The sequence below is a fragment of the Bradyrhizobium sp. CCBAU 53351 genome (assembly GCF_015291745.1).
GTDB lineage: Bacteria > Pseudomonadota > Alphaproteobacteria > Rhizobiales > Xanthobacteraceae > Bradyrhizobium.
In genome coordinates this window covers 4,976,804-4,997,928 of the sequence record NZ_CP030059.1, presented here as the reverse complement: position 1 = coordinate 4,997,928, position 21,125 = coordinate 4,976,804, and the positions used below count along the sequence as shown (strand labels likewise).

23 protein-coding genes are annotated in these 21,125 nt (G+C 64.5%); 12 read left to right on the top strand and 11 right to left on the bottom strand.

Annotated elements, in window-relative coordinates:
* Positions 1 to 23 precede the first annotated feature (23 nt).
* A complete protein-coding gene (purC, locus tag XH83_RS23765; RefSeq protein ID WP_173015815.1) occupies positions 24 to 791 on the top strand; it encodes a phosphoribosylaminoimidazolesuccinocarboxamide synthase in 768 nt (255 codons plus the stop codon).
* 13 nt (positions 792 to 804) lie between these two features.
* Entirely contained in the window at positions 805 to 1,047 is a 243-nt protein-coding gene (purS, locus tag XH83_RS23760) for a phosphoribosylformylglycinamidine synthase subunit PurS (protein WP_007602264.1), read from the top strand.
* 10 nt (positions 1,048 to 1,057) lie between these two features.
* On the opposite strand, the gene XH83_RS23755 is transcribed toward purS, so the two are convergent.
* Positions 1,058 to 2,074 carry a magnesium and cobalt transport protein CorA gene (locus XH83_RS23755; protein ID WP_194403144.1) on the bottom strand — a complete coding sequence of 339 codons (1,017 nt, stop codon included), beginning with the start codon at positions 2,072 to 2,074 and terminating at the stop codon, positions 1,058 to 1,060.
* 167 nt (positions 2,075 to 2,241) lie between these two features.
* Here XH83_RS23755 and purQ point away from each other — a divergent pair, with 167 nt between their 5' ends.
* Both purQ and XH83_RS23745 read left to right on the top strand, forming a co-directional pair.
* On the top strand, positions 2,242 to 2,943 hold the full coding sequence (gene purQ / locus XH83_RS23750) for a phosphoribosylformylglycinamidine synthase subunit PurQ (RefSeq protein ID WP_194403143.1): 702 nt from the start codon (positions 2,242 to 2,244) through the stop codon (positions 2,941 to 2,943).
* Positions 2,940 to 3,911, top strand: coding sequence for a tripartite tricarboxylate transporter substrate binding protein BugD (locus XH83_RS23745; RefSeq protein WP_194403142.1), 972 nt, complete (start codon positions 2,940 to 2,942; stop codon positions 3,909 to 3,911). Before purQ ends, XH83_RS23745 begins: the two co-directional genes overlap by 4 nt.
* A 3-nt stretch (positions 3,912 to 3,914) precedes the next feature.
* On the opposite strand, the gene XH83_RS23740 is transcribed toward XH83_RS23745, so the two are convergent.
* Together XH83_RS23740 and XH83_RS23735 are read right to left on the bottom strand one after the other, a co-directional pair.
* A complete protein-coding gene (locus XH83_RS23740) occupies positions 3,915 to 4,877 on the bottom strand; it encodes a DMT family transporter (protein ID WP_194403141.1) in 963 nt (320 codons plus the stop codon).
* Between the two features lie 76 nt (positions 4,878 to 4,953).
* On the bottom strand, positions 4,954 to 5,433 hold the full coding sequence (locus tag XH83_RS23735; protein WP_194403140.1) for a PaaI family thioesterase: 480 nt from the start codon (positions 5,431 to 5,433) through the stop codon (positions 4,954 to 4,956).
* 185 nt (positions 5,434 to 5,618) lie between these two features.
* Here XH83_RS23735 and purL point away from each other — a divergent pair, with 185 nt between their 5' ends.
* Complete coding sequence (gene purL, locus XH83_RS23730) at positions 5,619 to 7,829, top strand: phosphoribosylformylglycinamidine synthase subunit PurL (protein WP_194403139.1); 2,211 nt, start codon at positions 5,619 to 5,621, stop codon at positions 7,827 to 7,829.
* Positions 7,830 to 7,988: 159 nt separating this feature from the next.
* On the opposite strand, the gene XH83_RS23725 is transcribed toward purL, so the two are convergent.
* On the bottom strand, positions 7,989 to 9,167 hold the full coding sequence (locus XH83_RS23725) for an acyltransferase (RefSeq protein ID WP_194408380.1): 1,179 nt from the start codon (positions 9,165 to 9,167) through the stop codon (positions 7,989 to 7,991).
* 175 nt (positions 9,168 to 9,342) lie between these two features.
* Between XH83_RS23725 and XH83_RS23720 the strand changes: the two genes are divergently transcribed.
* Positions 9,343 to 9,516, top strand: coding sequence for a DUF1328 domain-containing protein (locus XH83_RS23720; RefSeq protein ID WP_027548646.1), 174 nt, complete (start codon positions 9,343 to 9,345; stop codon positions 9,514 to 9,516).
* 130 nt (positions 9,517 to 9,646) lie between these two features.
* On the opposite strand, the gene XH83_RS23715 is transcribed toward XH83_RS23720, so the two are convergent.
* Complete coding sequence (locus tag XH83_RS23715) at positions 9,647 to 10,006, bottom strand: DUF427 domain-containing protein (RefSeq protein WP_194403138.1); 360 nt, start codon at positions 10,004 to 10,006, stop codon at positions 9,647 to 9,649.
* Between the two features lie 174 nt (positions 10,007 to 10,180).
* Here XH83_RS23715 and XH83_RS23710 point away from each other — a divergent pair, with 174 nt between their 5' ends.
* Both XH83_RS23710 and XH83_RS23705 read left to right on the top strand, forming a co-directional pair.
* Positions 10,181 to 10,417 (top strand): BolA family protein, encoded by a 237-nt coding sequence (locus XH83_RS23710; protein ID WP_018316584.1) that lies wholly within the window; start codon positions 10,181 to 10,183, stop codon positions 10,415 to 10,417.
* A gap of 43 nt (positions 10,418 to 10,460) precedes the next feature.
* Positions 10,461 to 11,642, top strand: a complete 1,182-nt coding sequence (locus XH83_RS23705) for a low temperature requirement protein A (protein WP_194403137.1) — start codon at positions 10,461 to 10,463, stop codon at positions 11,640 to 11,642.
* An 11-nt stretch (positions 11,643 to 11,653) separates the two neighbouring features.
* Here the strand turns inward: XH83_RS23705 and egtD are convergent, their stop codons facing one another.
* Both egtD and egtB read right to left on the bottom strand, forming a co-directional pair.
* A complete protein-coding gene (gene egtD / locus XH83_RS23700) occupies positions 11,654 to 12,625 on the bottom strand; it encodes an L-histidine N(alpha)-methyltransferase (protein WP_194403136.1) in 972 nt (323 codons plus the stop codon).
* 50 nt (positions 12,626 to 12,675) lie between these two features.
* On the bottom strand, positions 12,676 to 13,971 hold the full coding sequence (gene egtB, locus XH83_RS23695) for an ergothioneine biosynthesis protein EgtB (RefSeq protein WP_194403135.1): 1,296 nt from the start codon (positions 13,969 to 13,971) through the stop codon (positions 12,676 to 12,678).
* Positions 13,972 to 14,221: 250 nt separating this feature from the next.
* Between egtB and grxD the strand changes: the two genes are divergently transcribed.
* Genes grxD through XH83_RS23675 form a run of 4 tightly spaced genes read left to right on the top strand, consistent with a single transcriptional unit; the run spans position 14,222 to position 17,699 of the window.
* The gene (grxD, locus tag XH83_RS23690; RefSeq protein WP_181769420.1) at positions 14,222 to 14,548 is read left to right on the top strand and encodes a Grx4 family monothiol glutaredoxin; all 327 of its coding nucleotides are present in this window, start codon (positions 14,222 to 14,224) and stop codon (positions 14,546 to 14,548) included.
* 2 nt (positions 14,549 to 14,550) lie between these two features.
* On the top strand, positions 14,551 to 15,105 hold the full coding sequence (locus XH83_RS23685) for an O-acetyl-ADP-ribose deacetylase (protein WP_194403134.1): 555 nt from the start codon (positions 14,551 to 14,553) through the stop codon (positions 15,103 to 15,105).
* 43 nt (positions 15,106 to 15,148) lie between these two features.
* Positions 15,149 to 16,435, top strand: coding sequence for a serine hydrolase (locus XH83_RS23680; protein ID WP_194403133.1), 1,287 nt, complete (start codon positions 15,149 to 15,151; stop codon positions 16,433 to 16,435).
* Between the two features lies 1 nt (position 16,436).
* Positions 16,437 to 17,699 carry a serine hydrolase gene (locus tag XH83_RS23675; protein ID WP_194403132.1) on the top strand — a complete coding sequence of 421 codons (1,263 nt, stop codon included), beginning with the start codon at positions 16,437 to 16,439 and terminating at the stop codon, positions 17,697 to 17,699.
* 107 nt (positions 17,700 to 17,806) lie between these two features.
* Here XH83_RS23675 and XH83_RS23670 read toward each other — a convergent pair whose 3' ends face one another.
* From XH83_RS23670 to XH83_RS23655, 4 genes are all read right to left on the bottom strand, one after another.
* A complete protein-coding gene (locus tag XH83_RS23670; protein ID WP_194403131.1) occupies positions 17,807 to 18,874 on the bottom strand; it encodes a low specificity L-threonine aldolase in 1,068 nt (355 codons plus the stop codon).
* Positions 18,875 to 18,893: 19 nt separating this feature from the next.
* On the bottom strand, positions 18,894 to 19,208 hold the full coding sequence (locus XH83_RS23665) for a type II toxin-antitoxin system RelE/ParE family toxin (RefSeq protein WP_246776308.1): 315 nt from the start codon (positions 19,206 to 19,208) through the stop codon (positions 18,894 to 18,896).
* Positions 19,209 to 19,469: 261 nt separating this feature from the next.
* Complete coding sequence (gene rpsD, locus XH83_RS23660; protein ID WP_027548656.1) at positions 19,470 to 20,087, bottom strand: 30S ribosomal protein S4; 618 nt, start codon at positions 20,085 to 20,087, stop codon at positions 19,470 to 19,472.
* 199 nt (positions 20,088 to 20,286) lie between these two features.
* Positions 20,287 to 21,054: an acyltransferase gene (locus XH83_RS23655; protein ID WP_194403130.1), complete on the bottom strand. Its 768-nt coding sequence runs from the start codon at positions 21,052 to 21,054 to the stop codon at positions 20,287 to 20,289.
* Between the last annotated feature and the right edge of the window lie 71 nt (positions 21,055 to 21,125).

Genomic DNA, 21,125 nt, shown 5'->3' with positions numbered 1-21,125 from the left:
TCAACAAAACACGGTACATCCCCATGAGCCGTCGGCGTCGTATTTATGAAGGCAAGGCAAAGGTTCTGTATGAAGGCCCGGAGCCCGGTACCCTGATCCAGCACTTCAAGGACGACGCCACCGCGTTCAATGCGAAAAAGCATCAGGTGATCGAGGGCAAGGGTGTCCTCAACAACCGGATCTCGGAGTACCTGTTTCAGCACCTCAACGACATCGGGGTGCCGACCCATTTCATCCGCCGCCTCAACATGCGCGAGCAGTTGATTCGCGAGGTCGAGATCGTGCCGCTCGAGGTGGTGGTGCGGAACGTCGCCGCCGGCTCGCTGTCGCAGCGCCTCGGCATCGAGGAGGGCACCCAGCTGCCCCGTTCGATCATCGAATTCTACTACAAGAACGACCAGCTCAACGATCCCATGGTGTCGGAAGAGCACATCACGGCCTTCGGCTGGGCGACGCCCCAGGAGATCGACGACATCATGGCGCTCGCCATCCGTGTCAACGACTTCCTCACCGGCCTCTTCCTCGGCATCGGCATCCGCCTCGTCGACTTCAAGATGGAGTGCGGGCGCCTGTTCGAGAACGAGATGATGCGCATCATCGTCGCCGACGAGATCTCGCCGGACAGCTGCCGTCTCTGGGACATCAAGTCGAACGAGAAGCTCGACAAGGATCGTTTCCGCAGGGATCTCGGCGGTCTGCTCGAGGCCTATACGGAAGTTGCAAAGCGTCTCGGCATCCTGATGGAGAACGAGCGTCCGCAGGGCTCCGGCCCGGTGCTGGTGAAGAGCTGAAGAGGATTTTGACGTGAAGGCACGTGTCACCGTTACCCTGAAGACGGGCATCCTCGATCCGCAAGGCAAGGCCATCGAAGGCGCGCTGAAGTCGCTCGGCGTCGACGGCGTCGCCAGCGTCCGCCAGGGCAAGGTGTTCGACATCGAGCTCGCCGGCGCCGACAAGGCCAAGGCGGAAGCCGCGCTGAAGGACGCCGCAGACAAGCTGCTCGCGAACACCGTGATCGAGAATTATCGGGTCGAGCTGATCGGGTGAGCAGGACGGCTCACAGCCATCCCGCGCGGCGAAACCGCCAGTACAGCGCGCCGCAGGCGGTCAGCATCACGCCGAGCAGCATGAAGTAGCCGTACTCCCATTCCAGCTCCGGCATGTGCTTGAAGTTCATGCCGTAGATGCCGGCGAGCGCGGTCGGGATCGCGATGATCGCAAGCCAGGAGGCGAGCTTCTTCGATACCGCCGTCTCCTGCGCCTGACCGACCAGAAGACTTGCCTCGAAGGCGAAGGCCAGCACCTCGCGCATGGAATCGATGCGCTCCTGGATGTTGCGGACGTGGTCGGTGACGTCGCGGAATAGCGGCTGCATGGCCTGCCGCACCATCGCCAGCTCGTCATGCTCCAGCCGGCGGCAGACCTCCACCAGCGGCCCGATCGCGTTGCGCAGCCGCAAGAGGTCGCGGCGCAGCATGTAGAGCCGCTCGATCTGCGCCTTGCTGATCGGCTTCGACAGCACGTCATCCTCGATGCCTTCGACCTCGTCGTGAATGCTCTCGAGCACGGGCGAGTAATTGTCGACGATGAAATCGAGGATGGCGTAGAGGATGTAATCCTCGCCGCGAGCCAGCGCTCGCGGGCAGCTCTCGCAACGCTCGCGCACCGGCTTGTAGGAGGTCGAAGCGCCGTGGCGCACCGAGACCAGATAGCCTTCGCCGACGAAGATGTGGGTCTCGCCGAAGGCGATGCGGCCCTCGATCAGTTGCGCGGTGCGCGCCACGATGAACAGGGCCTCGCCATATTGCTCGATCTTGGGACGCTGATGGGCGTGGTTGGCGTCCTCGATCGCGAGCTCGTGCAGGTCGAACTGCTTCTGCACCGCGCTGAGCAGCGCCATGTCGGGCTCATGCAAGCCGATCCAGACCACGTGGCCGGGCTTGGCGCGCCAGCTCGAGGCCTCGCTGATCGCGATATTGGCAACGCGCCGGCCGTCGACATAGGCACCGGCCGCGACGACGCCCTCGGCGGATACCGGCTCGGCGAGGGAGGTGGGCAGCGACGGGACGTTCATGGCTGCAATCCCGGGCAAGATCGTTGGGCAAAACTGCCGTGGCTATGGCCTGTGTACAAGGCCGCCCGGCGAGGCTAGCACTGGTAAAATCCCCGTCAAATGGCTATGTCTCCCAGCGAATTGGCCCCTTCGGCCAGCCCGATTCCCGTCACCGTCGGAACCCGAACATGAAAGCCGCCATCCTCGTCTTTCCCGGAATCAACCGCGAGCGCGACATGGCGCGTGCGCTGAGGCTGATCTCGGGCCACGAGCCGGCGATGGTCTGGCACGCCGAGACCTCGCTGCCTCCGGGGACCGACCTCGTGGTGGTGCCGGGCGGTTTCTCCTATGGCGATTATTTGCGCTGTGGCGCCATCGCGGCACGTGCGCCGGTGATGGACGCGGTGCGCGACTACGCGGCCAAGGGCGGCCTCGTGCTCGGCGTCTGCAACGGGTTTCAGATCCTCTGCGAGTCCGGCCTGCTGCCCGGCGTGCTGATGCGCAACGCGCGGCTGAAGTTCATCTGCCACGACGTGCATCTGCGCGTCGAGCGTTCCGACACGCCGTTCACCCGCGGCTACAATGCCGGGCAGGTGATCCGTGTGCCGGTCGCCCATGGCGAAGGCAATTACGAGGCGGACGAAGAAACCATCAAGCGGCTCGAAGGCGAGGGGCGGGTGCTCTATCGCTATTGCTCGGCCGAGGGTGTGGTGGACGATAACAGCAACATCAACGGCGCTGCGCACTCCATCGCCGGCATCGTCAACGACAAGGGCAACGTGCTCGGCATGATGCCGCATCCGGAAAACCACGTCGAAGACATCATGGGCTGCACGGACGGCCGCGGCCTGTTCGCCGGCCTCGCTCAGCATCTGGAAAAAGCCGCGTGATTTCGTTCGTGCTGAAGCGGCTGTCGATCGCGGTCGCCGCAATTGCTTTCGCGACGGCCGCGTTTGGCCAAGACTATCCCAAGCGTCCGATCACCATGATCGTGCCGTTCGCGGCCGGCGGCACCTCGGACGTGATCGCGCGTACGGTCGCCGAGCAGATGGGCATCGCGCTCGGCCAGACCATCGTGATCGAGAACGTTGCCGGTGCCGGCGGCTCGACCGCGCTGGCGCGCGCCTCCCGCGCCGAGCCCGACGGCTACACCATCGCGATCGGCAATGCCGGCACGAATGCGGCGACCTACACGATCTATCCGAAACTGCCGTTCACGCCTGAGTCCTTCGTGCCGATCGCCATGGTGGCGAAGACATTCGGCATCATCGCGCTGCGCAAGGACTTTCCGGCCAAGGACCTGAAAGAGTTCATCGCCTACGCCAAGGCCAATCCGGGCAAGATCAATCTCGGCCATGCCGGCGTCGGCTCGTCGAACTATCTGATCTGCAAGAGCTTCGTCACCGCTGCCGGCATCGACGCGACGCTGGTCGGCTACCGTGGTGCTGCGCCTGCGCTGACCGATGCGGTCGGCAGCCAGATCGACGGCGTCTGCGATGCGGCGGCCTCGGTCTCGCAGTCGATCAACGAGAAGCTGGTAAAGGGTCTCGTGGTCGGCTCGACCGTGCGGCTCGCCACGCTGCCGGACCTGCCGACCTCGGCTGAAGCGGGTTTGCCCGAATTCGAGGCGCAGGGCTGGAACGGCCTGTTCGCGCCCAAGGGCACGCCGCCGGCCGTGATCGCCAAGCTGAACGCCGCTGCGCGCACTGCGGTCGAGACCGATGCCGTGAAGAAGCGTTTTGCCGATCTTTCCACTGTCGCCCCTGATGCGGACGAGCACGCGCCCGAAGTGCTGCAGAAGCTCGTGACGCGCGACGTCGAAAAGTACCGGAAGATGCTGGCGGACGACGCCAAGTAGTCGTTAGCGTCGCTTCAGTCGCTCCGCCGGCACCGTCATCGCGGCGACGCCGGCCATTACCAGCAACAGCCCGAGCGCCAGGTTCGACGGCACGCTCTCGCCGAGCAGAGCCACGGACAGGCCGACGCCGATCGGGATGCGCAAATATCCTTGTGCGTTGGTGGTCAGCGTGCCGAGGCGGCCGAGGCAGACGTAGAACAGCATCAGCCCGAGCGCGCTCGAGACGATGCCCATGACGATGGTGGCAATGATCGCCGTCGGCGTCGGCTGCAGCGTCCAGGGCTGGTCGATGATCAGCGAGGGCGGCAGCAGGATGAGGCCGCCGAACAAGAGCGAGCCGGCAGCCACCACCATCGGATCGTAGTCGGACAGGCGCAGACCGAAGATCGTCGCGCAGGCAAAGGAGATGGTGGCAAGCAGGATCGCGATCTCGGCCACGATCTCGTTGCCGAAGCCGTGCAGCGCATCGAGGCCGACGATGAGAATCGTGCCCGCGAGGCCGAGCACCGCGCCCGCGAGCTTGAGCAGCGTCGCCGGCTCGTGACGCGTGATCAGCGAGGTGATCAGGAAGGCGAAAATCGGCGTCGTCGAGGCCAGCACCACCGTGCTCGATGCCGGCACGTATTGCTGCGACCAGGTGATGATCAGGAAGGGGAAGGTCGAGTTGATCAGCTGCTGGGTCGCGAACAGCTTCCAGGCCTTTGCGTCCGTCGGCACCTTGATGTCGCGCATCCACAGGATCGCGAACAGGAAGGCGGCCGCGACCAGCGAGCGTGCGGAGATGAAGGTGATGGGCGGGATGGTGGGAAGCGCCAGCTTGGCCAGCGGATAGGTCGAGCTCCAGCAGCAGGCGAGCGCGAGCAGCAGCGCATAGTCGCGCCAGTTGCGGGCGCCGGTGGCGATGGACGGCAACGGCGTTGATGCGGCCGCCGTCGCGCGACCCGCCTCCGATGTGCTCTGCGGCACCTTGTTCTTGCTCCCCGGCGCGACAGCGCTTGCCGGGAAGTCTGGGCGAGGGCGAGCGAAAAGGGAAGGCGCCGAGCTATGCGTTTGGCTGAGGGAGCGCCTTCCGCTTCATCCGCTTGATCGTGCCGGAAAAGGTCAGCAGAACCCGGTCGGCAGACATCATCTTGCCGCGCAGGAAGATCAGCGAGCCGCCGGCGCGGGTGACCTCGCCGGTGCACTCGATCAGCTCGCCCTCGCGTGCCGCGTCGAGGAATTCGCAGGCGAAGTTGGTCGTCACCGCCCGGCTGTCCAGGACATGGGTGGCGATCGCGAACAGGGAGTAGTCGGCGAAGGCCATGTAGCAGCCGCCATGGACGTTCCCGGAGCCGTTGAGGTGCTTTTTCTCGACCCGGAAGGCGCTGCGGACGCTGCCGTCCGCCTCGATCCGGTGCCAGAAGGGGCCGACATGGGCCTCGAAACTGTCGCGAATCCAGGTCCGCCAGCCCACAAATTCGCCCTCGGTGGCGACGTGGAGGTCGGGGCGGCGGGGTGGGGGCGCTTTGGTCAATTCGTGCAAGGAAATAGGCCTTCAATTGCGGGTCTCGAGCCCTTAAATCCGATCCGTCGGCGCCGTGCAATTCCTGTTCCCGCCGTCCCTGCCTGCAAAACGTGGGACAGCGGGAAAATGCGCCATAAAGGGCTTTTCGCGAGCCCCGGATGTTCCTAAGAACGGCCAAACCGCCGCCGAAAGCCCCTGAAGCCATGAAGAATGAACCCAAGATCACCCCCGAACTGGTTGCCGCCCATGGGCTTAAGCCCGACGAATATGAGCGCATCCTGAAGCTGATCGGGCGGGAGCCGACCTTCACCGAGCTCGGCATCTTCTCGGCGATGTGGAACGAGCACTGCTCGTACAAATCCTCCCGCATCCATCTGAAGGGCCTGCCGACCAAGGCGCCCTGGGTGATCCAGGGCCCGGGCGAGAACGCCGGCGTGATCGACATCGGCGACGGCCAGGCCGTGGTCTTCAAGATGGAGAGCCACAACCACCCGAGCTACATCGAGCCCTACCAGGGCGCGACCACCGGCGTCGGCGGCATCTTGCGCGACGTCTTCACCATGGGTGCGCGCCCGATCGCGTGTCTCAATGCGCTGAGCTTCGGCGCGCCCGAGCACGCCAAGACCCGGCACCTCGTCTCCGGCGTCGTTGCCGGCGTCGGCGGCTACGGCAATTCCTTCGGCGTGCCGACTGTCGGCGGCCAGGTGCGCTTCCACACCCGCTATGACGGCAACATCCTGGTCAACGCGATGGCGGTCGGCCTCGCCGATGCCGACAAGATCTTCTATGCGGCGGCCTCCGGCGTGAACATGCCGATCGTCTATTTGGGTTCCAAGACCGGCCGCGACGGCATCCACGGCGCCTCGATGGCCTCGGCCGAGTTCGACGACAAGTCCGAAGAGAAGCGCCCCACGGTGCAGGTCGGCGATCCCTTCGCCGAAAAGCTGCTGCTGGAGGCCTGCCTCGAGATCATGGAGAAGGGCTGCGTCATCGCGATCCAGGACATGGGCGCGGCGGGGCTGACCTGCTCGGCCGTCGAGATGGGCGCCAAGGGTGATCTCGGCGTCGACCTCGATCTCGACGCGGTGCCGACGCGCGAGACCGGCATGAGCGCCTACGAGATGATGCTCTCGGAAAGCCAGGAGCGCATGCTCATGGTGCTCAAGCCCGAGAAGGAAAAAGAAGCCGAGGCGATCTTCAAAAAGTGGGGCCTCGATTTCGCCGTCGTCGGCTACACCACGCCGAGCAAGCGCTTCGTGGTCAAGCATGGCGGCGACGTCATGGCCGACCTGCCGATCAAGGAGCTCGGCGACGAGGCACCGCTCTATGACCGCCCGCATGTCCCGTCCGTCGCGCTGCCGGTCGTGCATGCGCGCGAAGTGCCGGCGCCGATGGGTTTAGGCAGCGCGCTGGAGAAGCTGATCGGCACGCCCGACATGTGCTCTAAGCGCTGGGTCTGGGAGCAGTACGACCACGTCATCCTCGGCAACACCATGCAGCGTCCCGGCGGCGATGCCGCAGTGGTGCGCGTGCAGGACGGGCCGAAGGGCCTCGCGCTGACCGTCGACGTGACGCCGCGGTATTGCGAAGCCGATCCGTTCGAAGGCGGCAAGCAGGCCGTCGCCGAAGCCTGGCGCAACATCACCGCGGTCGGCGGCAAGCCGCTCGCGATCACCGACAACCTCAATTTCGGCAACCCTGAGCGGCCCGAGATCATGGGCCAGTTCGTCGGCTGCCTGAAGGGCATTTCGGAAGCCTGCCGCACGCTGGATTTCCCGGTCGTCTCCGGCAACGTCTCGCTCTACAACGAGACCAATGGCCGCGCGATCCTGCCGACGCCCTCGATCGGCGGCGTCGGCCTGCTCGACGATTTCACCAAGTCCGCCTCGCTTGCCTTCAAGGCCGAGGGCGAAGCGATCCTCCTGGTCGGTGAGACCCATGGCTGGCTCGGCCAGTCGGTGTATCTGCGCGACATCTGCGGCCGCGAGGAGGGCGCGCCACCGCCGGTCGATCTCGCCGCCGAGAAGCGCAATGGCGATTGCGTGCGCGGCATGATCCACGCGGGCACCGCCACAGCCGTGCACGACCTCTCCGACGGCGGCCTGCTGATCGCGCTCGCCGAGATGGCGATGGCGGGCGGCATCGGCGCCAGGCTGCTGGCGGCGCCGACCTCGCTGGTGTCGCAGGCCTATTGGTTCGGCGAGGACCAGGCGCGCTATCTCGTCACCGTGCCGGAAACGGAAGCCGGCCGCGTGCTCGCCAAGATGCGCGGCTGCGAGGTGCCCTGCGTCCGTATCGGTACCACCGGCGGCGACGCGATCGCCATTGCCGGCGAAGCGCCTGTCACGATCGACAGCTTGCGGATCTCGCACGAGCGCTGGCTGCCGGAATATATGGGCGGCAAGGCGGCGTAAGGCGCTTCCACAAACTCAGAGCCGTAGCCCGGATGGAGCGAAAGCGTAATCCGGGACCGCTATCGCGTGTGGCAACACTCCCGGATTGCGCTGCGCTCCATCCGGGCTACGATCCCGTCGTCGCAAGGGCTCCTTGACGAGCCGAGAGACCGCGCGCTCTCACAACACCGACGACGCCCCCGGTATCTTGCGCAAAGCCGCCGTCAGGCCCCAGCTCAGGATCACCGTGAGCACGAAGCCGATCGCGGCCTTCACGATCGCAGGCAGCTCGTAATCGAACAGCGCATACTGGATCCACAGTGCGATCGGGTAGTGCACCAGGAAGATGCCGTAGGCGTCGGCCTGCATGCGGTCGAGCAGGGTTGGCCCCGGCGCTTTCGAATGCAGGAAGAAGGCGAGGATCGTGAGCAGGATCGACGCCGAGAACAGCACCAGGAACGTGCCGTAGAACGCGTGGTACCAGTGCGGCAGCGGATCGGGATTGCCGAGGATTTCGCGCTTGATGTAGATCATGCCCCACATCAGGCAGTACGGCACCAGCGTGATGAACACCCACCGCCAGCGGTCGTTCGGCAGCTGACCGTCCGAGCTGAGGATGCCGCGATCGAAGTTCGCCGAGCCGACGCTGGCGCCGATGAAGAAGTAGCTGAAGTAGAGCAGGATGCGGCTCGCCTGCACCGAGAACGGTCCGAACTCGAACCATTTGTTGGCGCCGAAATAGACCAGCGCCGGCACGTAGACGAGGATGCTGATCGCGGCGAGCACCAGCCAGAACGCGGCCGGCTGGTCGAATCCGCGCAACGAGACGCGGTTGATCGGGTCGACCAGATGCGCCGAGACCCGGTAGAGCAGGCTCGCGGTGAGATCGAAGGCGAGCAGCACCCACACGAACCAGATCGGGCCGCTCGGCCACGGCCCCGCCGTCACCGTCTTCCACCAGAATGCAGCGAAGGTCAACTCGGGCTCGGCCCGCAGCGCGATGGCGTAGTAGGCGAGCGGGATGACGGTGAGGGCCGCGATCGCGAACGGCAGCCCGAGCCGCAACAGGCGGTCGCGCAAAAAGACCGACGGTGCCTTGCGCGCGATGCCGGGCCAGGTGAACAGGCCCGACAGGAAGAAGAACATCGCCATGAAGAAGCTGTCGGTGGCGAGCACAATCATGTCGAAGCCGGCGAAGGAGGCCGGATCGGTGTGACCGAAATGCGTGTAGGGAATCACCGCGTGATGCAGCAGCACCACCAGCGTCAGGAAGGTACGGGCACGATCGAGCGAGAGATTGCGCGCCTTGCTCTTCGGCGCAGCCTGCGCCTCCGCGCCCATCGTCGCTGAATGTGACATCGTCATTATGGTCGCCCCGCGTCCCGTCCCGCCGGGACTGTGCCGCCGGGAACCGGATTCAGCAAGTGTCGTTTCGGCAGCGGCAACCGGAGGAACCAGTTCCGCGTAGCAAAGTTAGCATTCGCGAAAGGGCGTAGAGAGCCGCGGCAAGCGGCAACCGATTGCGGAGCTGGCGATGACGATCCTGAAATGGGCGCTGATCTTCCTGCTGATCTCGATTGTGGCCGGCGTGCTCGGCTTCACCGGAATCTCGGCTGCCTCCGCCGATATCGCCCGCTTCCTGTTCTACGTGTTTGTCGTGATCTTCCTGGTGCTGCTGATACTGGGGCTGACGATTTTCAGGGCATAGCCCGACCGGTAGCAGCACTCATCGTCATGCCCGGGCTCGTCCCGGGCATCCACGTGTTTCGGTATCTGCGATTATCCAAGAACGTGGATGGCCGGGATAACCCGGCCATGACGTGGCGCTACAGCAGGGCCTACCCCACTTCCTCGATCTTCACCTTGTCCGGATAGAAGGCGAGATGGCCGGAAATCTCCGTCATCGCGGGGAAGGGCGTCTCGTAAGTCCAGATCGCATTGTCGAGCGTCTTGCCGTCGGCCTTGACGCTGAAATAGTTGGCGTCACCCTTGTAGGGGCAATGGGTGGTGCGCTCGGTGCGCTCCAGCAGGGCCATATTGGTGTCCTCCCGCGGCACATATTGCACCGCCGGGTATTTCGCCTCTTTCAGGGTCAGTGCCTTGCTGGTCTCGGCAATCACGATGTCGCCCGCGGTGACCCGGACGCGCCGGGGATTTTGGGTGATGGTGATGGGGTGGTCGGGCCCTGGAAGCTTCATGATGTCACGCCTTTTCGATCGATCTGCCTTGCGCGGCACTTTGTCGTGCCTTTATCCCGATGGGATCAGGGATATAGTGCCGGAATGCGTGACGAAGAAGGCTGTTCACGCTAAGTTTGACCCAGCCGGCGAGGGGACCCCGGCGCGATTCGACGAGACAGGAGCACGACCCGAATGCCCATGGACGCCCACGATATCGAGGCGATGATCAAGGCGGCGATCCCCGATGCCGAGGTGACCATCCGTGACCTCGCCGGGGACGGCGATCACTATGCCGCGACCGTGATCTCGGAATCCTTCCGCGGCAAGTCCCGCGTCCAGCAGCACCAGATCGTCTATCAGTCCCTGCGCGGCCAGATGGGCGGCGTGCTGCACGCGCTGGCGCTGCAAACCGGCGTACCGGGCGCTTGATCTGACCGGCTGCCTGATCTGATCGCGCGACGGGGGAAGGATGATGGCTGCGGACAATCCTCGCGGCGCGATGTTTCGCGTCATCGTGCCGAACCAGCACAGCCGCGTCACCAATGTCGAGCTGTTCTTCGACCTCGTTTTCGTCTTCGCGGTCACGCAGGTCTCGCACACGCTGCTGCACCATTTCACGCCGCTCGGCGCGGTGCATGTCACGGTGTTGTTTCTCGCGGTGTGGTGGGTCTGGGTCTACACCGCCTGGGTCACCAATTGGCTCAATCCCGAGCTGACCCCTGTCCGCGTCATGCTCTTCCTCATGATGTTGGGCGGCCTCGTGCTGTCGACGACGATCCCGACCGCATTCGAGGGGCGGGGCCTGTGGTTTGCGATCGCCTACGCGACCATGCAGCTCGGACGCACCGCCTTTTGGCTGTTCGCAACGCCGCGGCATCGGACTGCGGTGCGCCACAACGCGATCCGCATCCTGACCTGGCTCTCGATCTCCGCGGTGTTGTGGATCGCAGGCGGCCTATACGAGGGCGAGACGCGGCTATGGCTGTGGATTGCGGCCGTCACCTGGGAGTACGTCTCGCCGGCGGCGCGGTTCTGGGTGCCGAAGCTGGGCTTCTCGTCGGTTGAAGCCTGGGCTGTCGAAGGCGGCCACATGGCCGAGCGCTGCTCCCTCTTCGTGATCATCGCGCTGGGCGAGGCCGTCGTCGTCAACGGCGCGACCTTTGCCGAGCTGGAATGGACCGCAGCCAACATCCTTGCCTTCGTTTCCGCGCTGGTCGGCGCCATCGCCATGTGGTGGATCTATTTCCACAAGGGAGCGGAAGCCGGCGCCGAGCGGATCTCGAAGTCCGCCGAATCCGGCCGGCTGGCGCGGCTCGCCTATACCTATCTGCACATGCCGATCATCGCCGGCATCATTCTGACTGCGGTGTCGGATGAGCTGGTGCTGAAGCATCCGACCGGCCATTCCGACTTCAGGACCATCGTGAGCACGATCGGCGGTCCCTTGGTATTCCTGGTCGGCACCATCCTGTTCAAGCACGCGATCCGCGGCTTCCTCCAGCTCTCGCACGGCATCGGCATCATCCTGCTGCTGGTGCTATGGTGGTTCGCCGCCGATCTCTCGCCACTCTGGCTCTCGGTCGCCAGCAGCGCGATCATGATAGTCGTCGCGGTGTGGGAGTCGGTGTCGCTGGGGCCGGCAACCGAGGAGTAGGCGCGGGAAGCCTACTCCGCGACCTCCAGCGCGTGCACCGAGAACATCTTCGCCGCATCCGTCCAGCTTTCGCGCACTCGCCAGCCGGCGCCTTGCGCCAGCGCGGAAAAGCGCTCGAGGCTGTATTTGTAGCTGTTCTCGGTGTGGATGCTCTCGCCCGGGCGGAACGAGAAACTGGTGCCGAGCAGGCGGACGGTCTGGCTCTTTTTGCTGATCAGATGCATCTCGATGCGGTACCGCTCGCGGTTGTAGATCGCGCGATGAGTGAAGGCGGACAGGTCGAAATTACCGCCGAGCTCGCGGTTGATGCGGACCAAGACATTGAGGTTGAAGCGCGCGGTGACGCCGGCAGCATCGTTGTAGGCGTCATGGAGCACGCGCTCGTCCTTCTCGAGGTCGGCGCCGATGATCATCTGCGCGCCGCGGCCGAGGATCTTGCGTGCGCTCTTCAGGAAGGCCTGCGCCTCCTGCGGCTCGAAATTGCCGATGGTCGAGCCGGGGAAGAAGCCGACCTTGGGCATGGACGCGACCGCCTTCGGCAGCTCGAACGGCGTGGTGAAATCGGCCGCGACCGGATAGATGCCGAGCGCAGGGAAATCCCGCTTCAGGCCATTCGCCTGCGCTTTCAGGAAGTCGCCGGAGATGTCGACGGGGACATAGGCCGCGAATTTGCAATGATCCAGAAGCAGGCGAACCTTGGTGGTCGCGCCGGCGCCGAACTCGACCAGCGCTGCGTGCTCCGGAATGATCTTCGCGATCTCGCGGCCGCGCTCGGTCAGGATCGCAAGCTCGGTGCGTGTCGGATAATACTCCGGCAGCTTCGTGATCGCCTCGAACAGCTCCGATCCTGTCGCGTCATAAAAGTATTTCGGCGACAGCTTTTTCGGCTGCTGCGAGAGGTCCTCGAACGCCTCGCGGGCGAAGGCGGTCGTCTGCTCGTCGGGAAGATGGGCTTCGGCCAAAGCGCTGGCGTGCACATTCATGATACTCTCCTGAACGCGCTGTCCGGCGCGCATTTGTCGTGGGATAGTTTCTACTCGTAGTCGGCGAGCCGCAGCCCGGTGAACTGCCAGCGGTGGTGCGGATAGAAGAAGTTCCGATAAGTGATACGACTATGGCCCTCCGGAGTTGCAAGCGAGGAGCCGCGCAGCACCAATTGGTTGACCATGAATTTGCCGTTGTACTCGCCGAGCGCCCCTTCGACGGCGCGATAGCCCGGGTAGGGCGAATAGGAGCTGCGCGTCCATTGCCAGACGATGCCGAAGGCGTCGTTGAGCTGGCCCGCGCGGGCCGCGACCTCCCATTCCATCTCGGTCGGCAGATGCTTGCCGGCCCAGCGGGCATAGGCGTCGGCCTCGTAATAGCTGACATGGCAGACCGGTGCGTCGGGATCGACCGGCCTGAGGCCGGCGAGCGTCATCATCTGCCACCCGCCGTCGGCTTCACGCCAATGGCCGGGCGCCTGCCAGTCGTCCTTGCTGGCCGCGGCAAAGCCGTCCATCAGCCACAACGTCGCGGTCCGATAGCCGCCGTCGCGCATGAAGGCGAGCCACTCACCATTGGTGACGAGGTTGCGCGCGACCTTGACCGGCCCGACGAGAGCGCGATGGGCCGGCTTCTCGTTGTCGAAATGAAAGCTGTCCTCGACATGGCCGACGGTGTGGATGCCCTCGTTGAGGTGCAGCCAGTCATCACCGGTGCGGGTCGCGGCGGGAAAGCGCCAGTCCGGGTCGTAGGCCGGATAGACCGGGTTCTGCGCAAAAGCGTGCAGGATGTCGGTGAACATCAATTCCTGATGCTGCTGCTCGTGGTTCAGCCCGACCTCGACCAGCGGCGCGATCTCGCGAAGCTTGTCCGCGCCGGTCTCGCGGAAGAATTTGACGACGGCCGCATCGACATGTCTGCGATAGGCACCGACTTCGTCGGCGCTGGGACGGGTGATGTCGCCGCGATGATTGCGCGCATGACGCGGGCCGGCGCTGACGTAATAGGAATTGAACAGGAACGCGAAATCGGGGTGGAAGGGCCGATAGCCCGCGGCGTGCTCGCCGAGCAGGAATTGCTCCCAGAACCAGGTGGTATGCGCCCGATGCCATTTCGTCGGGCTGGCATCCGGCATGGACTGGATCTGCTGGTCCTCAGGCGAAAGCGGCGCGGCCCGACGTTCGGTCTCATTGCGGACGGCAAGATATGCGTCCTGAAGCCTCTGGGCGAGGCCGCCCTGACCGGACAATGACGAAAGCGGGGCAGTGGCCGTAGCGGAGGCTTGTTTCGTCACGTTTTTCTCCAGACAGGACAAGAGAACGTTGTTGGCGTTGCCCGGTTCCAAAACCAGGGTTCGTCCTAGATAGGGGCTCCGTTACGGTATGAAAGTCCTCTAGGGCGATGATATTGATGTCATCAGCCTATGGACAGGCTTGGGGCCCGCTGGGGTCAAGCCGGCCACCGTGGAGCTTGTCGCCGCCATTTTACTTTGGATGCACAACGGTTTGGGCTACATATATAGGCAGGTATCGGGTTAGATCGGCAGAGCCAGCCCGAAGCGATCGGTGAGGGCTTCGCCCCAAAAGGACACGGATATGAGCATCGAGGAATTCATCGCAAACGAAGTGAAGTCGAACGACGTGGTTCTGTTCATGAAGGGCACGCCGCAATTTCCGCAGTGCGGTTTCTCCGGCCAGGTCGTCCAGATCCTCGACCATATCGGCGTCGGCTATAAGGGCCTCAACGTTCTCGAATCCGCAGAACTGCGTAACGGCATCAAGACCTTCTCCAATTGGCCGACCATCCCGCAGCTCTATGTGAAGGGCGAGTTCGTAGGCGGCTGCGACATCGTCCGCGAGATGTTCCAGGCTGGCGAACTGCAGCAGCTGTTCTCGGAGAAGGGCGTCGTCGTCGCTGCCTGATCGTGACCGTGCCGACGCGCCGGATTGGCGGCGCGGTGCTCGAGGTCATTGTTGCCGACATCACCACACTGAGCGTTGACGCCATCGTCAACGCCGCCAATACGTCGCTCCTTGGCGGGGGCGGCGTGGATGGCGCGATCCATCGGGCAGCCGGCCCCGATCTGGTTGCCGAATGCCGCACGCTCCACGGCTGCAAGACCGGCGATGCCAAGATCACCGGGGGCTACCGGCTCAAGGCTTCCCATGTGATCCACACCGTCGGGCCGGTCTGGAACGGCGGCACGATCGGCGAGGATGGCCTGCTCGCCTCCTACTATCGCCGTTCGTTGGAGCTGTGCGGGACGCACAGGCTGACCTCGGTGGCATTCCCCGCAATTTCGACCGGCGTTTTCCGTTTTCCAGCCGACCGGGCTGCCGACATCGCCGTGCGCACGACGATCGAGGGCCTGACGGCTGCGCCGTCCGTAACCCGGGTCGTGTTCTGCTGCTTCGCGGAGCCAGGCGCCAAACTCCATGCCGAGGCGCTTGCTCGCCACGCCGGCCCTTGTGCCGACTGAAGCGGTCGGTACACTCCGCCGGACCATGTTCCGGGGAGGGGATATGATTTCAAAGTCTGGACTGCGTGTGCTGGTTTGTGGCGCGCTGGTGTCGCTTGGCGCGATGTCGCTGGCGCGGGCGGAGGGCACTTACGAGATTCCGGCGGGGGCGCATTTCAACCAGGACAAGCTCGGCAGGATCAGCGAGTTCTTCAAGAACGAGGTCGCGACCGGCAAGATCGCCGGCGCAACTGTCCTGATCCGGCAGCACGGCAAGCCGGTCTATCACGAAGCCTTCGGCGTGCAGGATGTGGTCAGCAAGGCGCCGATCACCGACAAGACCATCTTCCGCCTGTTCTCGATGTCCAAGGCGATCACCTCCGTCGTCGCGATGCAATTGGTCGAAGATGGCAAGATCAAGCTCGATGATCCCGTCTCGAAATACATTCCGTCCTTCGCCAATGTGAAGGTCGGCGTCGAGAAGAAGGCCGAGGACGGCACCAAGTCGCTCGAGCTGGTGCCGCCCAACCGGCCGATGACGGTGCACGATCTGATGACGCACACCTCGGGCATCACCTATGGCTTCTATGGCGACAGCCTGGTCCGCAAGGCGTATCGCGACGCTAACATTTATGCCGGCGATTTCGATCTTGCCGAGTTCGCCGAGCGCATCGCGAAACTGCCGTTGCACAACCAGCCGGGCGCGCTCTGGCAATATGGCCATTCCACCGACGTCCTGGCCCGCGTGATGGAGATTGCGGCCGGCAAGCCGCTGATCGACATCATGCGGGAGAAGCTGCTCGATCCGCTCGGCATGGTCGACACCGGCTTCTTCGTCACCGCCCCCGAGAAGCAGAAGCTGATGGCGCAGCCGGTGCCGAACGATGCCGATTTCCGGGTCGGCCGGATCAACGATCCGACCGTCGTCAAGAAGATCCAGTTCGCCAGTGGCGGCATGGTCACGACCATGGCCGACTATGAGCGCTTCGCGCAGATGCTGCTCAATGGCGGCAGCCTCGACGGCAAGACCATCCTCAAGCCCGCGACGTTCAAGCTGATGACCACCGACCAGATCGGCCCGGGCTCCGGCGTCGATCGCGATTATTTCTACTTCCCCGGCGACGGTTTCGGCTTCGGCCTCGGGCTCGCGGTCCGCACCGATCCCGGCAACGCCAAGCCGCCGCCGCCCGGCGACCTCGGTGAATTGAAGTGGGACGGCGCGTCCGGCTGCTATTTCGTGATCGATCCCAAGCAGGACATGTTCTTCGTGCTGCTGGAGCAGACCCCGACCGAGCGCCAGCGCGTGCAGCGGACCTTGAAGCAGCTGGTCTACGAAGCCATGGAGAAGTGACATGAGCAGGCGCCGCGCCTTTCTCGCGGCGCTCGTTCTTCTGGTCGGGGTGGCCGGTGCGAAGGCCGGCTCCGAGACGCGTGCTGCCCGCACGCTCTCGGCCGAAGGGCTGGCGACGGTCTCCACCTACATCAGGAACGAGGTCGCGACCGGGAAGATCCCCGGCGCCATCCTGCTGCTGCAGCAGCACGGCAAGTCGGTCTATTGCGAGAATTTCGGCGTCCGCGACGTCGCCACCGCCATCCCGATGAGCGCGGATACGATCTTCCGCCTCTATTCGATGTCGAAGCCGATCACGTCGGTGATGACGATGATGCTGGTCGAAGAGGGCAGGCTCGCGCTCGAGGATCCCGTCGCAAAGTACATTCCGGCTTTTGCCGAGATGAAGGTCGGCGTCGAGAGGAGGGGCACGGCGGACAAGGTTGCGCTCACGCTGGAGCCGCAACAGCGTCCCGTCACGATCAAGGATCTGCTGCGTCATACAGCGGGCCTGCCCTACGGAGCCACGGGCGGCAGTAGGGTGCGCGAGCTCTATGCTGTGGCCGATCTCTTCAATAGCGATCTGTCCAACGCCGATTTCGTCGCGAAGCTTGCGACGCTGCCGCTCGCCGAGCAGCCGGGCACGGTGTGGGACTACGGCTTTGCCACCGACGTGCTCGGCCGCGTTGTCGAAATCATCTCGGGCAAGACGCTGTTCCAGTTCGAGAAGGAAAGGCTGCTCGATCCGCTCGGCATGAGCGAAACCGCGTTTCACGTCGCCGATGCCGCCAAGTTTCCGCGTATCGCCGAGCCGATGCCGGAGGACCGCAACATCAGTCCGACGACGCAGATGCGCGACGTCAGGCGGCCCGTGACCTGGGAATCGGGCGGCGCCGGCCTGGTCGGCACGGTCGGCGACTATGCGCGGTTCGCGCAGATGCTGCTGAATGGCGGCACGTATGAAGGCCGGCGCTATCTCAAGCCCGAGACCATTGCGCTGATGGCGTCGGATCACGTCGGCCCCGAAACCAACATCGGGCGCGACCAGAACTATTATCCGGGCGGCAGTTCCGGCTTCGGCCTCGGCTTCGCCGTGCGCACCTCGGTGCCGCCGGGGACGTCATGGCCACTGGGCGAATATCGCTGGGACGGCGTCGGCGGCACCTTCTTCTTCATCGATCCCGAAGACGATCTGTTCGGGATCTTCATGGTGCAGACGCCCTCGCAGCGCGGCCGGATTCAATTGGCGCTGAAGACGCTGATCTATCAGGCGATGGGGCGGTGAGCGCGGATGGCTTCGTAGCCCGGATGGAGCGCGACGCAATCCGGGAGTCTGCCGCCGAAAGATGACCCGGATTATGCTTGCGCTCGATCCGGGCTACGGCAGCTCAATTACGCTCCGCGCACGATCTCGCGCACGTAGCCGATCGTCTCCTCGATCTGGCCCGCGTCGACGTCGAGATGGGTGCAGGCGCGGATGCGTCCGTCCATCATCGCGAGCGTGACGCCGCGCTGGCGCAGCGCCGCGACCATCTTGTCGCCGGCAATGCCGGCGCCGTCGGGCTTGAAGAACACGAGGTTGGTCTCGGGCTCCTGCACCTCGATCCCTGCGATCTGCGACAGCCCGCGGGCGAGGGCCTGTGCATTGGCATGGTCGTCGGCGAGGCGGTCGACGTGGTGGTCGAGCGCGTAGATGCAGGCGGCGGCGCAGATTCCGGCCTGGCGCATCGAGCCGCCGAGACGCTGCTTCCACTGCCAGACCGCGTCGATGAAGGTGCGCGAGCCTGCGAGCACGCCGCCGATCGGCGCGCCGAGGCCCTTGGAGAAATCGATCCAGGCCGAGTCCCAGCCGGCGGTCATGTCGCGCGGAGAGATACCACTGGCGACGGTGGCATTGAGCAGGCGCGCGCCGTCCATGTGAGTGACGAGGCCATGCTGCTTGGCAATCGCGACGATCTCGTCGAGCGCGGCCTTCTTCCAGATCGTGCCGCCGCCGATGTTGGCGGTCTGCTCGACGCTCACGACGGTCTGCGGCGGCTGGTAGCGCGTGCGCGGATGCAGCGCCTTGCGAAAGGTTTCCGGCGTGAACTGGCCGTCGGGTCCCTTGAGCTGCGTGACCTGGAAGCCGCCGATCGCGGCATGCGCGCCGCCTTCGCGGGCGATGATGTGCGCGGTCTCATGCGCGAGGATCTCGTCGCCGGGGCGGCAATGCACCAGCGTCGCGGTGACGTTGCACATCGTGCCCGAGGGCATGTAGACCGCGGCTTCCTTGCCGAGCAGATCCGCAACGCGCTCGCACAGCGCATTCACGGTCGGATCGTCGCCGACCTGCTCGTCGCCGACCTCGGCGCGCGCCATGGCATCGCGCATCGCAGCCGTCGGCTTGGTCTGCGTGTCCGAGAGCAGATTGATGCGCACCGGCGGCGCCTTGGGATCAACAGGGGGAGGGGTGTAGAGCATGGCTGGTCTCGTCATTCGTTTAGTCGAATAGTTGCGGTCTGATGTCTTGCGCACCGTGAAGGACGGCGCGGATTTCGACGTGGTCGGTCTGCATCGTGTAGAAGATCAGATGGGATGGGAAGCGGAAACGTGGGTAGCCGACCGCGAGTTCGTCCACTTGCTGGCCGATGAGAGGGAAATCGGCGAGACGTCCGAACGAGCGGATCAGGCCTGCATAATAGGCTTCGGCCTGATACTTTCCGAAGCGGCTCTCGGTGAAATCGTAAATGTCGATCAGATCGGCCCGGGTACGCTCCGATAGCCGGTACTCAGCCATGGCGCCGCCGAGCAACACGTCGCCGCGCGGCAGCGAGGATATCTTCCGGAGTGTCCGAAGTGAAATTGTTGCAATCGGGCTGAGCGAACAGGGCTTGATATCGGCGGACCTGCTCGTCGCGGGGCAGCTTGGCCCATGCCTCGAGCTCCGCTTCCGAAGGCGTTGCCGATGGAACGATATTAGTGAGCTGGTCGGCAGTCTGGGACATCAATAATTGTAGGATACCATAAAAAAAGGCCCCGGAAACCGGGGCCTTTGAATGTCGTTCTGCCGTGCTTATCAGCGCGAATAGAATTCGACGACCAGATGGGGCTCCATCTGCACCGGGAACGGCACGTCGGAGAGGCCGGGGATGCGGATGTACTTAGCAGTCATCTTGCCGTGGTCGACTTCGAGATAGTCGGGCGTGTCGCGCTCGGGGAGCTGGCTGGCTTCGAGCACATGGGCCAGCTGCTTGGAGGCTTCCTTGACCTCGATCACGTCGCCGACCTTGAGCTGATAGCTCGAGATGTTGACCTTGCGGCCGTTCACCTTGATGTGGCCGTGGTTGATGAACTGGCGGGCGGCAAAGATCGTCGAGACGAACTTGGCGCGGTACACGACCGCGTCGAGACGGCGCTCGAGCAGACCGATCAGGTTCTCGCCGGTGTCACCCTTGAGGCGGCTCGCCTCGACATAGATGCCGTGGAACTGACGCTCGCTGATGTTGGCGTAGTAGCCCTTCAGCTTCTGCTTGGCGCGCAGCTGCACGCCGAAGTCGGAGAGCTTGCCCTTGCGGCGCTGGCCGTGCTGGCCGGGGCCGTACTCGCGGCGGTTCACGGGGCTCTTCGGGCGGCCCCAGATGTTCTGGCCCATACGGCGATCGATCTTGTACTTCGCCTCACTGCGCTTAGTCATCGCGTCCTCTTCGGTTGCATGGTTTGAGGAAACGCGCCCTCCTGTGTGACGGGATGGATCCCGGCACCGACAGGTCCGATCCCCAAAGCTCAAGGGAGTGGACCACGGGTCGCGAAACGCTTCGCGGGCCGAAATCGGCCCGCGAGCAGGCGGCTTTTAGGGGAGTTTGGGGTTCGCTGTCAATGCGAATGGCCCGGAATCACGTCCCGACCGCCCGGATCGGCTTTGCGCCGGCCGCTCGCAATTCGGCAGCGATTTCAGTGTTCAGGACCTGTTCCAGCCGGGTCAGGACCCGGGCAATGGGGGCAGCGTCCGTGACCCGGTGATCCCAGCGGATCACGACGTGGATGGTCTGGTCGGGCTCGACCAATCCGTAGCTGACGATGAAGGGGCCCGGCGTGACCGGATGGAGCTCGCCGCCGCCATAGGCGGCCACCGAGCTGACCGCGAAGCTGCCGAACCAGTTGCCGCGCTGCCGGCCGAAATTCAGGCCGATGGCCCAGGACAGGCGGCGCAGCGGCAGCGGCAGGCGGGTCGCCCGCATGATCTTGCGGAACATCGGGACGTCGTCAATCGGTGCCGTCTTGGCGCGCCGGATCTCCGCCTCGACCGCGGCCAGTGCCATGGCCTCGGGCGCCGCGATTCGCTGCGGCATCACGCATTCCTCGCCAGCCTCGACCCGGGCAATTGCCACCAGAGCCACGCTCCTGGGCAGCTCGTAGAGCGTGGGACGGGGCCATTTGGCGTAGACGGTGCGCAGGATCGGCTCGTCCCTGGCGACCAGGGCGAAGGCCTTGACGAACATCGCGGCCCAGCCGGCGGGCGCGGCTGCGCCGGCGCGGGCCTCCAGCAGGGGGCGGATCTGGAGCGAACGAGACAGCGACACGAACGGCACGTCCATCGACGCCCGCATGAGGTCGCAAATCAGGCGGCGCGGCAGCGAAATGGTTTTGGGCGTCCCGCGCATCGCTCGTTCAATTCCCGCAGATGAAAAAATGTGCAGCGAGCGGGTTCCCGCTCGCCGCCTGCTTTAGCACG